The following is a 16,169-nucleotide window of genomic DNA, read 5'->3' as shown; positions in this document are numbered from 1 at the left end:
ACCGCTGTGCGCTACTTGAGCGGCAGCAACTGGCGGACGATATGGTCGGCTGCTTCTTCGGCGCTCATCTCGACCGTGTTGACCACGATATCGGGGTTTTCGGGTGCCTCGTAGGGGCTATCGATCCCGGTGAAGTTCTTGAGCTTACCGCTGCGGGCCTTCTTGTAGAGCCCCTTGACGTCGCGCGCTTCGGCAACTTCGAGCGGGGTATCGACGAAGATCTCGACGAATTCGCCTTCGGGTAGCATCTCGCGGACCATCTGCCGCTCGGCGCGGAACGGGCTTATGAACGCGGTGAGCACGATCAGGCCGGCGTCGGCCATGAGCTTGGCAACCTCGCCGATCCGGCGAATGTTCTCGATCCGGTCGGCCTCGGTGAACCCGAGATCCTTGTTGAGCCCGTGGCGCACGTTGTCGCCGTCGAGCAGGAAGGTGTGGCGGTTCATCATCGCCAGCTTCTTTTCAACTTCGTTGGCGATGGTCGACTTGCCCGAGCCGGAGAGCCCGGTGAACCACAGCACCCGCGGTGCCTGGTTCTTGAGGCTCGCATGATGCTCGCGGCCGATGTCGGTCGCTTGCCAGTGCACGTTCTGCGCGCGCCGGAGGCTGAAATGGAGCATCCCGGCTGCAACAGTGGCGTTGGTGATCTTGTCGATCAGGATGAACCCGCCCAGCGCGCGGCTGTCTGCAAATGGTTCGAACACGATCGGCTTGTCGGTGGTCACTTCCGCAACCCCGATGGCATTGAGCTCGAGCGTCTTGGCCGCGAGCTGGTCCATCGTGTTGACGTTGATCTCGTACTTGGGTTGCTGGACCGTCGCCGAGACTGTCTGCGTGCCGAGCTTGAGCCAATAGGCCCGGCCGACCTGCAGCGCTTCGTCGGCCATCCAAACCAATGTCGCTTCGAACTGGTCGGCGGACTCGGGGGGCGCGTCGGCGGTGGCGATCACGTCTCCGCGTGAGCAGTCGATCTCGTCCGCGAACGTAAGCGTCACCGACTGGCCCGCTTGCGCATGGTCGAGTTCGCCATCCATCGTGACGATCGACTTGACGTTGCTAGTCTTGCCCGAGGGCAGCACCCTCACCGCATCGCCCGGTCGCACCACGCCGGTCGCGATCAGCCCGGAGAACCCGCGGAAATCGAGATTGGGGCGGTTGACCCACTGCACCGGCATGCGGAATTGCTTGTCGGCGTCGACCGCCGAGCGAACCTCCACGCTCTCGAGGTGTTCGACGAGGCTGGGCCCCTTGTACCAAGGGGTGTTTTCGCTTGGAGCCGACGTGATGTTGTCGCCCTTGAAGCCCGAAATCGGGATCGCCGTAAACGCTTCGATGCCGATGTCTCGCGCGAACTTGCGATAATCGGCGACGATGTGTTCGAAAGTGGACTGGTCGTAGTCCACCAGGTCCATCTTGTTCACTGCCAGCACGATGTTGCGAATGCCCAGCAGGTGGCAGAGATACGAATGGCGGCGGGTCTGCACCAGCACCCCTTTGCGCGCGTCGACCAGAATCACCGCGAGGTCGGCGGTCGATGCGCCGGTAACCATGTTGCGGGTGTACTGCTCGTGCCCGGGGCAGTCGGCGACGATGAACTTGCGTTTCTCGGTGTTGAAGAAGCGATATGCGACGTCGATCGTAATGCCCTGCTCGCGCTCGGCAGCGAGCCCATCGACCAGCAGCGCGAAGTCGAGTTCCTGCCCCTGCGTGCCTTGCTTTTTCGAATCGTTCGACAGCGCGTCGAGCTGGTCTTCGAAGATCATCTTGCTGTCGTAGAGCAGCCGTCCGATCAGGGTGGACTTGCCGTCATCGACGCTGCCGCAAGTGATGAACCGCAGCATCGTCTTGTGCTGGTGGGTCGCGAGGTAGGTGTCGATATCCTCGGCGATCAGCGCGTCGGTCTGGTAGATCTGGTCGCTCATCAGAAATACCCCTGCTGCTTCTTGACTTCCATGCCCGCGCCGTCGGCATCCTTGTCGATCACCCGGCCTTGCCGCTCGCTGGTAGTGGTGAGCAGCGTCTCCTGGATCACTTCGGACAAAGTAGATGCTTCGCTTTCCACCGCACCGGTGAGCGGGAAACAGCCCAGCGTGCGGAAGCGGATCGAGCGTTCGGTAATCTCGGGGCGATATCCCATCACCTTCTCCAACCGCTCGATATCGTCGGCCATCAGCAGCTGGCCCTCATGCTCGAAGGTCGGGCGCAGTTCAGCGAAATAGAGTGGGACGATATCGATCTTTTCGAGCTGGATGTATTGCCACACGTCGAGCTCGGTCCAGTTCGAGATCGGGAAGACCCGGATGCTCTCACCCTTGTTCTTGCGCGCGTTGTAGAGGTTCCACAGTTCGGGCCGCTGGTTCTTCGGATCCCACCCGTGGCTGGCGGTGCGGAAGCTGAACACGCGCTCCTTTGCGCGGCTCTTCTCCTCGTCGCGCCGGGCGCCGCCAAACGCGGCGTCGAAGCCGTACTTGTCGAGCGCCTGTTTCAGCCCCTCGGTCTTCCACATGTCGGTGTGTAGCGGGCCGTGGTCGAACGGATTGATCCCGCGTTCCTTGGCCTCGGGGTTCTGGTAGACCAGCAGGTCCATCCCGGCTTCCTGAGCCATCCGGTCGCGCAGCTCGTACATCGCCTGGAATTTCCACGTCGTATCGACGTGGAGCAGCGGAAAGGGTGGCGGGGAGGGGAAGAACGCCTTGCGCGCTAGGTGCAGCATCACCGCGCTGTCCTTGCCCACCGAATAGAGCATCACCGGCTTGCTCGCTTCGGCGGCGACTTCACGGATGATGTGGATCGCCTCGGCCTCGAGGCGCTGGAGATGGGTGAGGGGTTCGCTCATGCCTGGTCTGTCCTCTCTGAGCCGGGGCGTGTGACAGGGTTGGATCGATACTGGACCTCCCAAATGGGAGGTATTATGACGGCAATATGCGAATTCCCTCGCCCGGAGATACCGAACTGCTCGTGCCGCTACACGAAGGGCTGTTCGAACAGCCGATGTGGCGCACCTTCCTCGATCGCCTTGGCAAGGAAGCCGGGGCAGACTGCGCGGCGCTGGTCATCCGGGGAGAGGGCGAAGGCGGAGTTTTGGTTTTCGGCGAGGGCGCGCTCGGCGCGTTCTTGTCGAGTGAAACGGCAAGGCTGATGCGCGAAGGGCGGACCTATGCGCTGGGTGATCTCGAACTTGCGGGACTGGGCACTATCGCAGGCCTTCGCGCGATCCGGGTAAGCGAGCCAGGGGGGCTGGAGGCGTGGCTTGCGGTTGGCGGTACTCGAGATCCCGGCGCGCCGGCGTCGGCGCTTCTTTCTGCACTTGCGCCGCACTTGCGCGTGGCGCTGCGGGCGTTTGCCGCCATCGAGCGTGAGCGGGCGCGCACTATCCTCAGCGCCGAAGCGATGCGACGGATGAATTTCGGTTCGATCTCGCTCGACGCCAAGGGTCGGATCGTTGATTGCGACGCCCAGGCGGAAGAGGTGCTGCGCAGCTCGGGCCTCCTGCGACGCGGTGCCTACGACCGACTCGTACCCGCCGCTCCGCAGGCAGATCGCCCGTTGATGGCGCTCGTGCGCGCATTCGCCGCCGATCCCGATGCGCGCCCCCAGGCGATAAACCTCAGCCACGATCCGTGGGTCGATATCCTTGTCGCGCCGCTGCGCGTGCGGCCATTGGCAGGCGGATCGGCACCGGTGGCGGCGGTCTACCTGCGCGGCGACCGTTCTTCGCTGTCTGACCGGCACGAGCAACTCGTGAGCCTGTTCAACCTGACCCCTAGTGAAGCGCGATTGGCGTGGTCGATGGCGCAAGGCCTGTCGATCAAGGAAGCCGCTGCCGAACATCATCTGACCGTTGAAACCGCGCGCAACTATTCGAAGAAAATCTATGCAAAGACCGGCGCGCGCGGGCAAGCGGACCTCGTGCGCCATATCCTCACCGGGGTGCTCGCGCTGGCCTAGGACTGCTTGGAATGGGCTACTTCGCTTTCTTGTCGATCAGCACATCCTGCTGCCAGCGGCTCGGCGGCTTGTCGTCGCGGTGGATGCAGCCGGGCCAGCAGCACGGGCGGCGCTTGCCCTCGAGCAGTTCCTCGCAGGTGCGCCGGATGCGCCGTTCGCGGGTGGCGGGGCGCTTGGCATCTTCGACCCAGCAGATGAATTCGTTGCGGCCCAGCGGTGTCAGGTCCTGCCAAAGCGCGAACACCGCCGGGTCGGAACGAATTGCAACCTGCATATCGGCCTGGGCGGTATGGACCGTTCCGTGAGCGAAGCCGGACATTTGCAGATATCCTTTGCTAGGCGATCATTCCTTCGAGCCGCTTCTGGATGATCGCTTCGGCATCGGCGACAATCCGGTCGATCAGTTCCTTGACCGTCGGGATATCGTGGATCAGCCCCTGGATCATCCCGGCCGACCAGATGCCGCCATCGGGATTGCCCTCTTCCATCGCCTTGCGCCCGCGCACCCCGGCGACGAGATGCTGGATGTCCTTGAACTCGGCCCCGCCGCGCGCCTCGATCTCGACGACTTCGCTGCTCACCGCGTTCTTCATCACTCGCGCGGTGTTATGGAGCGTGCGGAAGATCAGCTTGGTGTCGCGCTCGTCGTTCTCGACCATCTGGCGCTTGAAGTTCTCGTGGATCGGGGCTTCCTGTGTCACGCAAAAGCGTGTGCCCATATTGATCCCGTCCGCGCCCAGCGCGAGCGCGGCGGCCAGCCCGCGGCCATCGCCGAACCCGCCCGACGCGAGCATCGGTATCTTGATCTTGTCGGCTGCCGCCGGGATCAGGATCAGGCCCGGGATGTCATCCTCGCCCGGATGGCCGGCACATTCGAACCCGTCGATCGAGATCGCATCGACCCCCATCCGCTCGGCCGAAAGGGCATGGCGCACGGCGGTGCATTTGTGGATCACCTTGATGCCGTGCTGCTTGAAATGATCGACGTGTTCCTGCGGCTTGTAGCCGGCGGTCTCGACGATCTTGATGCCGCCTTCGATGATCGCCTGGCGATATTCGGCATAGGGCGGCGGGGTTATCGCCGGCAGGATCGTCAGGTTCACGCCGAACGGTTTGTCGGTCATTTCGCGGGTGCGGGCGATTTCTTTGGCCAGGTCGTCGGGCGTCGGCTGGGTCAGCGCGGTGAGGAAGCCCAGTCCGCCGGCATTGGCGACCGGCGCGACCATCTCGGCGTAGCCGACCCACTGCATCCCTCCCTGGACGATGGGGTGCTCGATGCCGAAAGTTTCGGTGAAACGGGTCTTCAATGCCATTGGTCAGTTCCCCTCCAGGGTATTTCCGGGTTGTTGTAGCAGGATTGCCGGGCAGCGCGCAGGTTTAGGCATCCTCGAACATCGCCTTGCGCGGTCCGAGATAGCCGAACAAGTAGGCGGCGACCTTGCGCATCTGGATCTCTTCCGCGCCTTCGGTGATGCGGTAACGGCGGTGGTGGCGATAGATATGCTCGAACGGCTTCTCGCGGCTGTAGCCGATCCCTCCGTGGACCTGCATCGCGCGGTCGGCGGCCTGGCACACCAGCCGGTTGGCGTAGTAGTTGCACATCGAGATCTTGTCCGACAGCTGGCGCTCGATCTGCTTGTGCGGGATCTGGTCCATCTCCCATGCCGTCTTGTAGATCAGTGTGCGCAGCATTTCGCACTGTGTGGCCAGCTCGACCAGCGGGAACTGGATCGCCTGGTTGCGCGCCAACTCTTGCCCGAACGGCTTGCGCTGGCGGGCATATTTGACACTTTCCTCGACGCAAAAACTAGCCGCGCCGAGGCTCGATGCGGCCTGCCGGATGCGGTTCTGGTGGACGAAGCTCTGCGCGAGGCTGAGGCCGCGTCCGACATCACCCAGCACAGCCGTTTCCGCGACCCAAACGCCCTTGAGATAGAACCGCGCGTGGTCGGTCGGCATATTGAAGGTCCACACGTATTCGTCGATCTCCAACCCTTCGCTGGGGACCGGCACCAGCAGGCAGGTGATCCCTTGCGCGTCTCCATCGTTGCCGTGGGTGCGGGCGAACACCGCGCAGTGCGTTGCGGCGTGCATTCCAGTGATCCACATCTTGGCTCCGTCGATCCGCCAGCCGGGTACCCCGTCGCGCGTCTCGGGAACCGCGTGGGTATCCATCCATGTCGCGTCGGAGCCATGCTCGGGCTCGGTCAATCCAAACGCGACCCGGCGTTCACGCGCGAACCCACCGAGGATGAATTCCTGCTTTTGCTCCTCGGTGCCGAATTCCTCGAACATTGCCACGAATGGGAAGTTGCCGACGATCGAGTGTTCGTTCTGCAGATCGTTGTGCAGCCCGAGCCCACGCGCCGCGAACCGGTCGCGGATCACTGCCATCCACAAGTTCGATCCGTCTTTGCCGCCGTACTTCTTCGGCGCGGAGAAGCGCCAGTGCCCCGCTTCGTCGGCCCGGCGAGTGGCTTCGCGCAGAAGTGCTTCCCATTCCTCGTTGGGCAGGCCCTTTCGATCCCAGTCGGTTCGTGAGTCTTCTCGCCGGTGGTCGAAGAAGCGGATGTTGTCGTCCTGCGCGGTCAACGGCTCGATCTCGGCAGCGATGAACGCCTCGAGCTCGGCGAAGTAATCCTCAAGTTCGCGCGGAATGGCGAAGTCCATCTTTCGACTCTCCCGGTTTCGTTTTGCAACGATTGCACTGCGGGAGTGCGCTTGTCACCCTATCGATTTGCCAAGGGTCAGGTGCCGGGCACGTCCTTCGCGTCGAGGGTCCGTGCCAGCCGCGTGAAGATCGCGATGAGCACCGGCACCAGGACCAGCGACAGCACGACCTTGGCGAGCATCTGGCCAAGCATGAGATCGCCGATCGGTCGTACCCCGTAAAATGAAACCGTGATGAAGATCAGCGTGTCGACGATTTGCGACAATGCTGCAGCGATGAACCCGCGCACCCCCGCGCCAAGGCCTGACGATCCTGCTGCCCCGCGCATCCGGTCGAACAGCCAGATATTGAGCGTTACCGACACGCCGTACGCTGCAATTCCGGCCGCCATCATCCGCCACGACTGGCCTACGATGATCGGGAACGCCTCCTTAGCAGGGGGATACATGCCCGCATCGGTGGGCAATTGCAGAACGAACAGTGCGAGTGCGATCGCCACCACCAACGGGACGAAGCCGAGGCGAACGAGCCGATCGGCGGCGGGTTTTCCGTAAAGTTCGGCAAACGCGCTCGACAGCGCGACGAGTGTGAGGAACGGGAATATCCCCGCCTCCACCGCCAGCGGTCCGAGCGCAACCTGCTTGGCACCGAGGAACCCGCCGAGCGGGACCATGCCGCCGTAGAGCACCGATAACAGGAACAGGCCGCGTGGGATCGCGGGCACGGCAAGAGAAGCGCGCTGGGTCATGGTCGCGTGATCTGGCATTGCTGTGCGCAAAAGGGAAGCCGGACGGTACCGGACTTGCGCGTTTGACTGTGGAGACGCAAAAGGCCAAAGCGCGCCGCGCATTCAGTTCGGTTTCACTTGCAACCGTATCGGGGGTCCATGCCACCAATCCTTGCCAGCCTGCTCGGGATCGTTGCGATTCTGGCGATCGCCTTCCTGCTCTCGACCGGCAAGCGCCGCATCCGATTGCGGATCGTCGGCGCCGCGTTCGCGCTGCAAGCGTTCATGGCGTTCCTCGTCCTGCGCACACCGTGGGGCGTGGCGGCGATCCAGGGTATGGCGGACGGTGTCGCGGCGCTGCTCGGCTATGCCAACGAAGGCACCGCGTTCTTGTTCGGGCAGGACAACCCGCTGAAGAACACGTTCGCACTCGGCGCGCTGCCGGTAATCGTATTTTTCGCGTCGCTGGTCTCGATCCTCTATCACCTCGGCATCATGCAGCGGATCGTGCGCTGGGTCGGTGGAGCGATCGGCTGGGTGACCGGGGTCAGCCGGGTCGAGGCGCTGGGCGCCGCGGCCAACATCTTCGTCGGCCAATCGGAAAGCCCGCTGGTGGTGCGGCCTTATCTTGCCGGGCTCGCGCCGAGCCGCCTGTTCACGCTGATGGCGGTGGGCATGGCGGGAGTCGCGGGGACGATCCTAGCCGCCTACGCCGGGTTGCTGGGTGCGAAATACCTGCCGTTCCTGCTTGCCGCCGCGTTCATGTCCGCCCCGGGCGGGATCCTGATGGCCAAGATCATCATGCCCGATGATCACGATCCGTCGGCAGCCGCAGAAGGCGATGTCGAGATTTCTGTCGCGGAGACGTTCGAGGAAGGGCAGCGTCCCGCCAATGTAATCGAAGCGGCCGCGCAAGGTGCACAGACCGGTGTCAAGCTGGCCGTCGCTGTGGGCGCGATGGTGCTGGCGTTCGTAGCCCTCGTCGCGCTTGCCAACGGTATCCTTGGCTGGATCGGGCACTTGTTCGGGTTCGAAGGCTGGAGTTTCCAGGCCGCGATCGGAGCGATCTTTGCGCCGGTGATGTTCTTGATCGGCATTCCGTGGGACCAGGCGCCAGCGGCCGGGGGGCTGTTCGGCACCAAGGTGGTGCTCAACGAATTCGTCGCGTTCATCGACTTGGGCCAGATGGGCCCGGCGGTGCTGAGCGAACGCAGCCGCGCGATCGTAACCTTTGCGCTGTGCGGTTTTGCCAATTTCTCTTCGATCGCGATCCAGATGGCGGTGACCGGTGGGCTTGCCCCCAACCAGCGCCACGCGATCGCCAAACTGGGCCTGCGCGCGCTTGCCGCCGGTTCGCTTGCCAACCTGATGAGCGCCGCGCTCGCCGGCCTGTTCCTGCCTTACTGAGTAACCCGCAATGCCCGAAATCGCTTCCGTATCTATCGCCCGCCCGCTGGCCGAAGTGTCCGCACAGATCGGCAAGAGCTTCGAGGAATTCGGCTTTGCGGTCATCCGCGACCACGGCATCCCGGCCGAGCTGATCGCCAAGGCGGAAGGGCTCTCGAAAGCGTTCTTCGCGTTGCCCGAGGAAACCAAGCAGACCTATCACATCGAAGGCGGCGGCGGTGCCCGCGGCTATACGCCGTTCGGGACCGAGCGGGCCAAGGACGCCGCGGTCCACGACCTCAAGGAATTCTGGCACGTCGGGCGCAGCTTGCCCGAAGGGCACCCTCTGGCCGAGTTTATGGCGCCAAACGTCTGGCCAAGTGAAATTGCCGATTTCCGCGAGACCTTCGAGGCGCTTTATGCCGCATTCGAGAAGGCCGGCGCGCGGGTGCTCGAGGCGATCGCGCTGCACTTGGGCCTACCGCAGGAATGGTTCGCCAAGACGGTGGAGGATGGCAACTCGGTGATGCGCTTGCTGCATTATCCGCCGTTGACCGGCGCCGATGCCGAAGGCGCGATCCGTGCAGCGGCGCACGGCGATATCAACACGATCACCCTGTTGCTCGGCGCGGAGGAGGCGGGGCTGGAACTGCTGACCGCGAGCGGCCAGTGGAAGGCTATCGAAGTGCCCGATGGCGCGCTGGTGGTGAACATCGGCGACATGCTCGATCGGCTGACCAACGGCAAGCTGCGCTCGACCACCCACCGGGTGGTCAACCCGCGCGGCGAAGCGGCCTACCGCAGTCGCTTCTCGATGCCGTTCTTCCTGCACTTCCGCCCCGACTTCACGATCGAGACATTGCCCAGCTGTATCGATCTGGAATCGCCCGAAGCGCATCCCGAATCGATTTCGAGCCACGACTTCCTGTTGCAGCGCCTGCGCGAGATCAATCTCGCCTAAGTTGCCATCGATTCACAATTTTTGACGGGTTGTTGCATCGCAGCAACACTTTAAGCATCTGAAAAACAGCAGGTTAATCTGCAAGGTGTGGGTGTGGATAAAATCCGCACCGCTTGTCATGGGGCGGTAACAAAAGATACCTGTGTGGAAGCAATCGGTCCGAGCGGGGGGGCACCTTTCCGGTCCTTGCTTCAGACCATTTCTTGGCGATGAAACGTCGCACTCTATTGGGGATCAGTAATCCATGAAGCTCAAGTATCTTCTGGCTGCGAGCGTCGTCAGCCTGTCCGCCACTGCTATCCTCCCGGCGCCGGTCGCCGCACAGCAGATCACCTCGTCCATCCAGGGTACGGTTACCGACGACGCAGGCAAGCCGGTCGCCGGCGCGACTGTCGTTGTGACTGATACGCGTACCGGTGCCGCACGCACCCTGACGACTGGCACCGACGGCAACTTCAACGCGACCAACCTGACTTCGGGCGGACCCTACTCGGTGTCCGCAAGCGCGAGCGGCCTCGAAGGCCAGACGATCAACGACATCTACACCAGCCTGCAGGGTGCAACGAACCTCGGGTTTTCGCTTACCAGCGGTTCGGGCGTGATCGTCGTGACCGGCGCGCGCGTGGCGGTTACGCAGCTCGCCGTCGGCCCGGGGACGTCGTTCGGAACTCAAGCGATCGAGAGTGCGCCGACCTACGGTCGCGATATTCAGGACGTGATCCGCTACGATCCACGCATCACACTGTTTAACAGCGGCGGCCAAGTGTACTATTCGTGCCTTGGCGGCAGCAACCGGTCGAACAGCTTCACGGTCGACGGTATCCAGCAGGGTGACGTGTTCGGCCTCAATGGAACCGCCTACGCATCGCGTACGAGCGCTCCGCTGCCTTACGATGCGATCAGCCAGATCCAAGTGCAATTCGCGCCTTACGACGTAGAGTATGACGGTTTCACCGGCTGCCAAGTCAACGCGGTTACCAAGTCGGGCAGCAACAAGTTCCACGGCAGCGGCTTCTATGAATATGCCGACAACGGCCTGCGCGGCACCAAGGTTGCCGGTGTGCCGGTTGCCAAGATCGATCCGGAGAAGCGCTGGGGTGTTTCGCTCGGTGGGCCGATCATCCCCGACCACCTGTTTTTCTTTGGCGCGTATTCTCACATCTCCACCGCAAAGGCGCAGGACGACGGTCCGTCGGGTGCAGGCTATCCGAACGAGGCAGCCGACATCACTGCAACCCAGTTTAACGACATCGCGACCATCGCGAAGAACGTTTACGGTATCGATCCCGGCCCGCTGGTGTCGAACCTGCCATACAAGAACGACCGGTATTTCGCCCGTCTCGATTGGCAGATCAACGACAAGCACCGCCTCGAGGCGACCTACCAACACCTTAAGGAAGTCTCGATCAGCGCGGATGACCTCTACATTCGCTCGGGTCAGGAGGCCATTACCGGCCTGAACAGCTTCTCTCAGTACGGAACTGACTCCGACTACTATTCGGGTCGCCTGCTTTCGAACTGGACCGATAACTTCTCGACCGAACTACGGTATTCGTATTCGAAGGTCGACGATATCCAGGGCCCGGTCGGTGGCGGCGAAGCGACCGATCCGACGGTTATCCCGCGCATGGTCATCGGCATCGACAATGGTGGTGGTTCCACCGCTTCGGTCCTGCTCGGCCCTGGTTACTATCGCTCGGCAAACCAGCTGAACACGAAGATCCAGCAGGCATCGGCGATCGCCAAGCTCACTGCGGGCGATCACAAGTTCAAGTTTGGCGTGCAGATGAACCAGGCCGAGATCTACAACCTGTTCATCCCGAACGGTACTGGGACGCTGGTTTTCGCGAACGCGACCGATTTTGCGAACGGTGTCTTGTCTAGCGGGACTTCTGGTGGTGGATCGCGCCTCAACACGAGTGACGTAGTCGCCGGGAACTATGTCGGCGCCTTCGGCAGCTTCTCTTCGACAGGCAACCCGGACGATGCGGCAGCCCAGTTCAAGCGGACAATCTATTCTGCTTTCGCGCAGGATGATTGGCAGATTACCGGAAACCTGAACATGGTCGCCGGTGTTCGAGCCAACTGGTACGCTGGCGATTCGCCGAAATTCAATCCGAACTTCATGGCGCGCTATGGCCGCTCGAACGCAATCGGTTTCGGCAATATCCCGATCCAGGTCCTGCCGCGCGTAGCGTTCACGTTGGATGCTGGCGATTTCGGTCCGCTGTCGAACAACAAGCTGCGCCTCGGTGTTGGCATGTTCACTGGCGGTGACCCGCTGGTGTGGTTCTCGAATGCCTTCGGAAACGATGGATTTGGTTCGGGTTCGGCTGCATCGAACGAGTGCGCCTCCGTGCCGACCAACGTGCTCAGCGGCGGGTCGTTCACCGGCTTCCCCAGCTGTGTCGTTTCCGCAGCAGCCGCGAAAGCTGCCGTCGGCAGCTCGCCAGTCCAGTCGATCGACCCGAACATCAAGATGCCGACCGTGCTCCGTGCAAACTTCGGGCTAGAGAGCAACCTCGACCTCGCGTCGAGCGGGTTCTTCAGCAACTGGAAGCTCAAGCTCGATTACATCTATAGCAAGTACATCAATCCGTTTGCAGTTGCCGACCTGACCCAGGTCGTAAACCCGGCGCTCGGCCTCAACGGTTACACGATTGACGGTCGTCCGATTTATCGCTCGATCGATCCACTGCTCGCGGGCTGTGACGCACAACTGCAGAGTTCGAGTCCGACACCGACCTACACGAACGTGACGGCAGCATGCTTTGCTACCGGTCGCAATGGCGCGATCGACCTGACCAACTCGGCTGGCTACCACAGCCAGGTCGCGTCGATCTTCCTCGCCAAGCACTTCGATCGCGGCGTGTTAACCGAAGGCGGTTCGGTCGATTTCACCATCGGTTATGCCTACACCGACGCGCACGATCGCCGTGCATTCACGAGTTCGCAGGCGACTTCGAACTTTAAGTACCCGCCGACGTTCAATATCCAGGACCCGGCAGAAGGTCGCAGTCAGTTTTCGCAAAAGAACAACATCTCGATGAACCTCAAGTTCACCGAAAAGTTCTTCGGCGACAACAAGACCCAGCTTGGCATCACCTTCAACGGTACGTCGGGTAATCCCTACAGCTCGACCTTCAGCAGCCGTAACCTGTTCGCGATCGCCTACGGTTACGACAATTCGCTGATCTACCTGCCGACCGGCACGAGCGATCCGAATATCTCGCCGAGTTCGAACATGACTGCGGTGCAGGAACTGGCCGACTATGCCAACGCCACAAAGTGCCTGAGGAACTATGTCGGAAAGTCGATCGTCAAGAACACCTGCACCAACCCGTGGTACTGGGATATGGACCTGAAGATCTCGCAGGAACTGCCGGGTCCGGGCCACTTCTTTGGGAAGGATGACAAGATCAAGGTTTACGCCATGGTCGACAACTTCCTGAACATGCTCGACAACAACTGGAACAAACTGAGCCGGAACACGTCCTACGGATCGGTTTCGATCGGTGACATCAGCGGTGTCGACAGCGCTGGCCGCTACATCATCTCGAAGGCGAACACGGCTGCCAATGATTACCGGTATGTAGACTCGATCGGTTCGGTGTGGCGCATCAAGCTGGGCGTCAGCTACGACTTCTGATCTGTCGATCCGAAGCGAGAACAACCTGCGGCGGCGCTCCAGCGATGGGGCGCCGCCGTTCGTTTGAGCGGGGCGATCCTTGCGTGCGGGTGGAAACGGGCTAGCATCGGCGTGCCTCCTGCTGCGGAGATTGGATGGACGCCGATAGCAACTTCTCCAATGCAAAGCGCCGTCCCCACCCGGCGATGCTGGCGGCGATCGTGCTGTTTCACGTGCTCGCGATCTACCTGCTCGCCCGCGCCTTTGCGCCCGACTTCACCGCTTCGGTCGAGCAGCAGGTGCTGACGACATTCACCGTCACCGTCGAGACCAAGCAGGAACCGCCCAAGGCCGAAACCGATGCCGGTGCAGCGGGAGACAAGGGCAAGAAGGCCGTTCCCAAGCCGACTGCGGCTCCACCCGCCAAGATCCCGATCCGCCCGACTGCGCCCGCACCGAAGGCCACATCGACCGGCGCGGCCGATGCTTCAGGCGCAACGCAATCGGGTGCTGGAACCGGCGCGGGTGGCACTGGACCGGGCACCGGAAGCGGCAATGGAGGAATGAGCCAGGGCGCAATCGCGACCAAGCCGGTATGGATTGCAGGCGCGATCGACAACGCGCGCGATTTCCCGACACCGCCCGGCGGCCGCCAAGTGCGGATCGGGACCGAAGTGATCGTGCGGGTGATCGTGGGCGTCGATGGGCGCGCGCACGATTGTTCGATCTACAAGCCCAGCCCCGATCCCGAGGCCGACGCAATCGTCTGTCGTCTGGTGTTCGAGCGACTGCGCTTCAAGCCTGCGACCGACTACGCAGGCAACCCGGTCCCGGCGCCATTCTACTGGCGTCAACGCTGGTTCTGATTGCACCTGCCAAAGGAACTTTGCGAAGTGGCAAGGGATTGCGTGCTATGGCATGGGGTTGAGAGGCCTGCGTTTCGGGGCCGGAGGGAGAACGTGTGCCAGACCGTTTGATCCAGCCTGTAATCCTGTGTGGCGGCAGCGGCACCCGCCTGTGGCCGCGCAGCCGCAAGTCGCGGCCCAAGCCGTTCCTGCCGCTGGTGGGGGACCGCACGCTGTTTCAGGCGACGCTCGATCGCTGCGCCGATCCGGCCGTCTTTGCCGCTTCGATGGTCGTGGCAGGCAAAGCGCACGTGGCAGATATTGCTGCGCAAGCTGGCGAAGGCGTGACAGTGGTGGTCGAGCCCGCTGCGAAGAACACCGCTCCGGCGATTGCGCTGGCTGCGGCGTTCTTGCCGCCCGATGCGATCATGCTCGTGTGCCCGAGCGATCATCATATCGCACGAACCGATGCCTTTGTCGCAGCCGCGCAGGCTGCTGCAAGCCTCGCGGCCGACGACTGGATGGTCGCATTCGGGATCGCCGCCGATCGACCAGAGACCGGGTACGGCTACATCCTTGCGGGTGATCCGATCGATGGCGGGCGGCGCATTGCGCGGTTTGTCGAAAAGCCCGATCGCGCGACCGCCGAAGGGTTCCTCGCTGAAGGCGGCTATAGCTGGAACGGCGGCATCTTCGCATTTCGCGCCGGGGCATTCCTCGACGAGCTGGCAAAGCATCGCCCGGCCATGGCGGATGCTGTACGCCAAGCGGTGACCGACGCTCTGAAGGAGGGTCAGCTCGTAAGACCCGCCGCCGGACCGTTCGCCGCGATTGAAGCCGAATCCGTCGATTATGCCGTGATGGAGAATGCCGACCATGCCGCGGTCGTCCCGGCCGATATGGGCTGGTCCGATATCGGCAACTGGCAGGCGCTGCGCGATGCGCGGAACGGCGATGAGGATGGAAACCGCGTTTCGGGCCCGACCGAGCTGGTCGATTGCCACAATGTGCTGGTCGATAGTGACGGACCGCGCGTCTCCGTGATCGGTCTCGATGATGTGATTGTCGTCGTCGACGGCGACGAAGTGCTGGTCACTTCGGCGGATGGCGCACAGCTCGTCGGCAAGTTGTCGGGTGCAGCCAACCAGTGACCGTCAGTCGTGCCTTGCCGACCCGCATGGTCGAGAAAGTCTGGGGGCGGGATAGCCTGCCTCCGCCATTTGCTGCACCGGAAAGCAAGCGGATAGGCGAGATCTGGTTCGAACCGCCACCCGAACTGCCCGACCTGCTGGTCAAATACCTGTTCACTAGCGAGAAGCTCTCGGTCCAGGTCCATCCGTCCGACGCGCAGGCTGCGGAAGGCGAGCACGGCAAGGAAGAATGCTGGCTGGTGCTTGCTGCCGATCCGGGCGCGCAGCTGGCGGTGGGCTTCAGGGAGGCGGTCGATAGTGAAGCAATGCGCGCTGCCGCGCTCGATGGTTCGATCGAACACCTGCTCGCTTGGCACGATGTTGCCCCGGGAGATTTCATCTATCTGCCCGCCGGAACGGTTCATGCGATCGGCGGAGGCCTGTCGCTGATCGAGATCCAGCAGAATTCCGACACGACATATCGCCTTTACGATTATGGTCGCCCGCGCGAACTGCATCTCGACAAAGCAATTGCGGTGGCGGACGGCGGGCCGCACGAACCGGCGCTTCGCCGCAAGGTGCCGGAGCACGGCTGCGTGTCATTGGTCGATGGGCCGCATTTCCGGCTCGACCGGCTGGTGGGAAGCCCCGACGGGGCCACTGCTGCGCGTTATTCGCAAGCGGCCTTGTTGGCGATCCCGCTCGACGCGCCGCTCACGGTCGCTGGAACCACGATCGAGCCCGGAGAATGCGCCCTGGCGAGCGGAATTAGCGAGATTCGTTTCGCGGAGGGTGGTCGCGCCCTGCTGACGCAGCCCACCTAGCCGGCGACGGGGCGTTCTCGTCCGTCGACCCGGACGGGTGCTGTTATCT

The 16,169-nt window shown here is 62.6% G+C and carries 13 protein-coding genes; 7 read left to right on the top strand and 6 right to left on the bottom strand.

The genetic code is table 11. The features are described from left to right. Window positions 1-11 precede the first annotated feature (11 nt). Complete coding sequence (gene cysN, locus CJO11_RS04935) at window positions 12-1,922, bottom strand: sulfate adenylyltransferase subunit CysN (RefSeq protein ID WP_095011719.1); 1,911 nt, start codon at window positions 1,920-1,922, stop codon at window positions 12-14. Next, window positions 1,922-2,836 carry a sulfate adenylyltransferase subunit CysD gene (cysD, locus tag CJO11_RS04930; RefSeq protein ID WP_095011718.1) on the bottom strand — a complete coding sequence of 305 codons (915 nt, stop codon included), beginning with the start codon at window positions 2,834-2,836 and terminating at the stop codon, window positions 1,922-1,924. Before cysD ends, cysN begins: the two co-directional genes overlap by 1 nt. A gap of 86 nt (window positions 2,837-2,922) precedes the next feature. On the opposite strand from cysD, the gene CJO11_RS04925 reads away from it, so the two are divergent. Continuing rightward, on the top strand, window positions 2,923-3,948 hold the full coding sequence (locus CJO11_RS04925) for a helix-turn-helix transcriptional regulator (protein WP_095011717.1): 1,026 nt from the start codon (window positions 2,923-2,925) through the stop codon (window positions 3,946-3,948). A 16-nt stretch (window positions 3,949-3,964) separates the two neighbouring features. Here CJO11_RS04925 and CJO11_RS04920 read toward each other — a convergent pair whose 3' ends face one another. The 4 genes from CJO11_RS04920 to CJO11_RS04905 form a co-directional block, all read right to left on the bottom strand. Further along, on the bottom strand, window positions 3,965-4,267 hold the full coding sequence (locus CJO11_RS04920; protein ID WP_095011716.1) for a YdeI/OmpD-associated family protein: 303 nt from the start codon (window positions 4,265-4,267) through the stop codon (window positions 3,965-3,967). Window positions 4,268-4,283: 16 nt separating this feature from the next. After that, complete coding sequence (locus CJO11_RS04915; protein WP_095011715.1) at window positions 4,284-5,261, bottom strand: NAD(P)H-dependent flavin oxidoreductase; 978 nt, start codon at window positions 5,259-5,261, stop codon at window positions 4,284-4,286. Between the two features lie 64 nt (window positions 5,262-5,325). Next, window positions 5,326-6,618: an acyl-CoA dehydrogenase family protein gene (locus tag CJO11_RS04910; RefSeq protein WP_095011714.1), complete on the bottom strand. Its 1,293-nt coding sequence runs from the start codon at window positions 6,616-6,618 to the stop codon at window positions 5,326-5,328. A 77-nt stretch (window positions 6,619-6,695) separates the two neighbouring features. Beyond that, entirely contained in the window at window positions 6,696-7,367 is a 672-nt protein-coding gene (locus CJO11_RS04905) for a queuosine precursor transporter (protein ID WP_095011713.1), read from the bottom strand. Window positions 7,368-7,505: 138 nt separating this feature from the next. On the opposite strand from CJO11_RS04905, the gene CJO11_RS04900 reads away from it, so the two are divergent. The 6 genes from CJO11_RS04900 to CJO11_RS04875 all read left to right on the top strand — a co-directional run bounded on the left by CJO11_RS04900 (window position 7,506) and on the right by CJO11_RS04875 (window position 16,120). Then, window positions 7,506-8,753, top strand: a complete 1,248-nt coding sequence (locus CJO11_RS04900) for a NupC/NupG family nucleoside CNT transporter (RefSeq protein WP_095011712.1) — start codon at window positions 7,506-7,508, stop codon at window positions 8,751-8,753. Between the two features lie 10 nt (window positions 8,754-8,763). After that, entirely contained in the window at window positions 8,764-9,693 is a 930-nt protein-coding gene (locus CJO11_RS04895) for an isopenicillin N synthase family dioxygenase (RefSeq protein ID WP_095011711.1), read from the top strand. A gap of 244 nt (window positions 9,694-9,937) precedes the next feature. Further along, window positions 9,938-13,342, top strand: coding sequence for a TonB-dependent receptor (locus CJO11_RS04890; RefSeq protein WP_095011710.1), 3,405 nt, complete (start codon window positions 9,938-9,940; stop codon window positions 13,340-13,342). A 134-nt stretch (window positions 13,343-13,476) separates the two neighbouring features. Continuing rightward, window positions 13,477-14,187, top strand: coding sequence for an energy transducer TonB (locus CJO11_RS04885; protein WP_095011709.1), 711 nt, complete (start codon window positions 13,477-13,479; stop codon window positions 14,185-14,187). Window positions 14,188-14,282: 95 nt separating this feature from the next. Beyond that, window positions 14,283-15,317 carry a mannose-1-phosphate guanylyltransferase gene (locus CJO11_RS04880; protein ID WP_240504566.1) on the top strand — a complete coding sequence of 345 codons (1,035 nt, stop codon included), beginning with the start codon at window positions 14,283-14,285 and terminating at the stop codon, window positions 15,315-15,317. Window positions 15,318-15,343: 26 nt separating this feature from the next. Then, entirely contained in the window at window positions 15,344-16,120 is a 777-nt protein-coding gene (locus tag CJO11_RS04875; protein ID WP_095011707.1) for a class I mannose-6-phosphate isomerase, read from the top strand. Window positions 16,121-16,169: the final 49 nt, after the last annotated feature.

The sequence above is a fragment of the Tsuneonella mangrovi genome (assembly GCF_002269345.1).
In the GTDB taxonomy this organism is placed as follows: Bacteria; Pseudomonadota; Alphaproteobacteria; order Sphingomonadales; family Sphingomonadaceae; genus Tsuneonella; species Tsuneonella mangrovi.
This window is presented reverse-complemented; position numbering and strand designations above follow the sequence as displayed.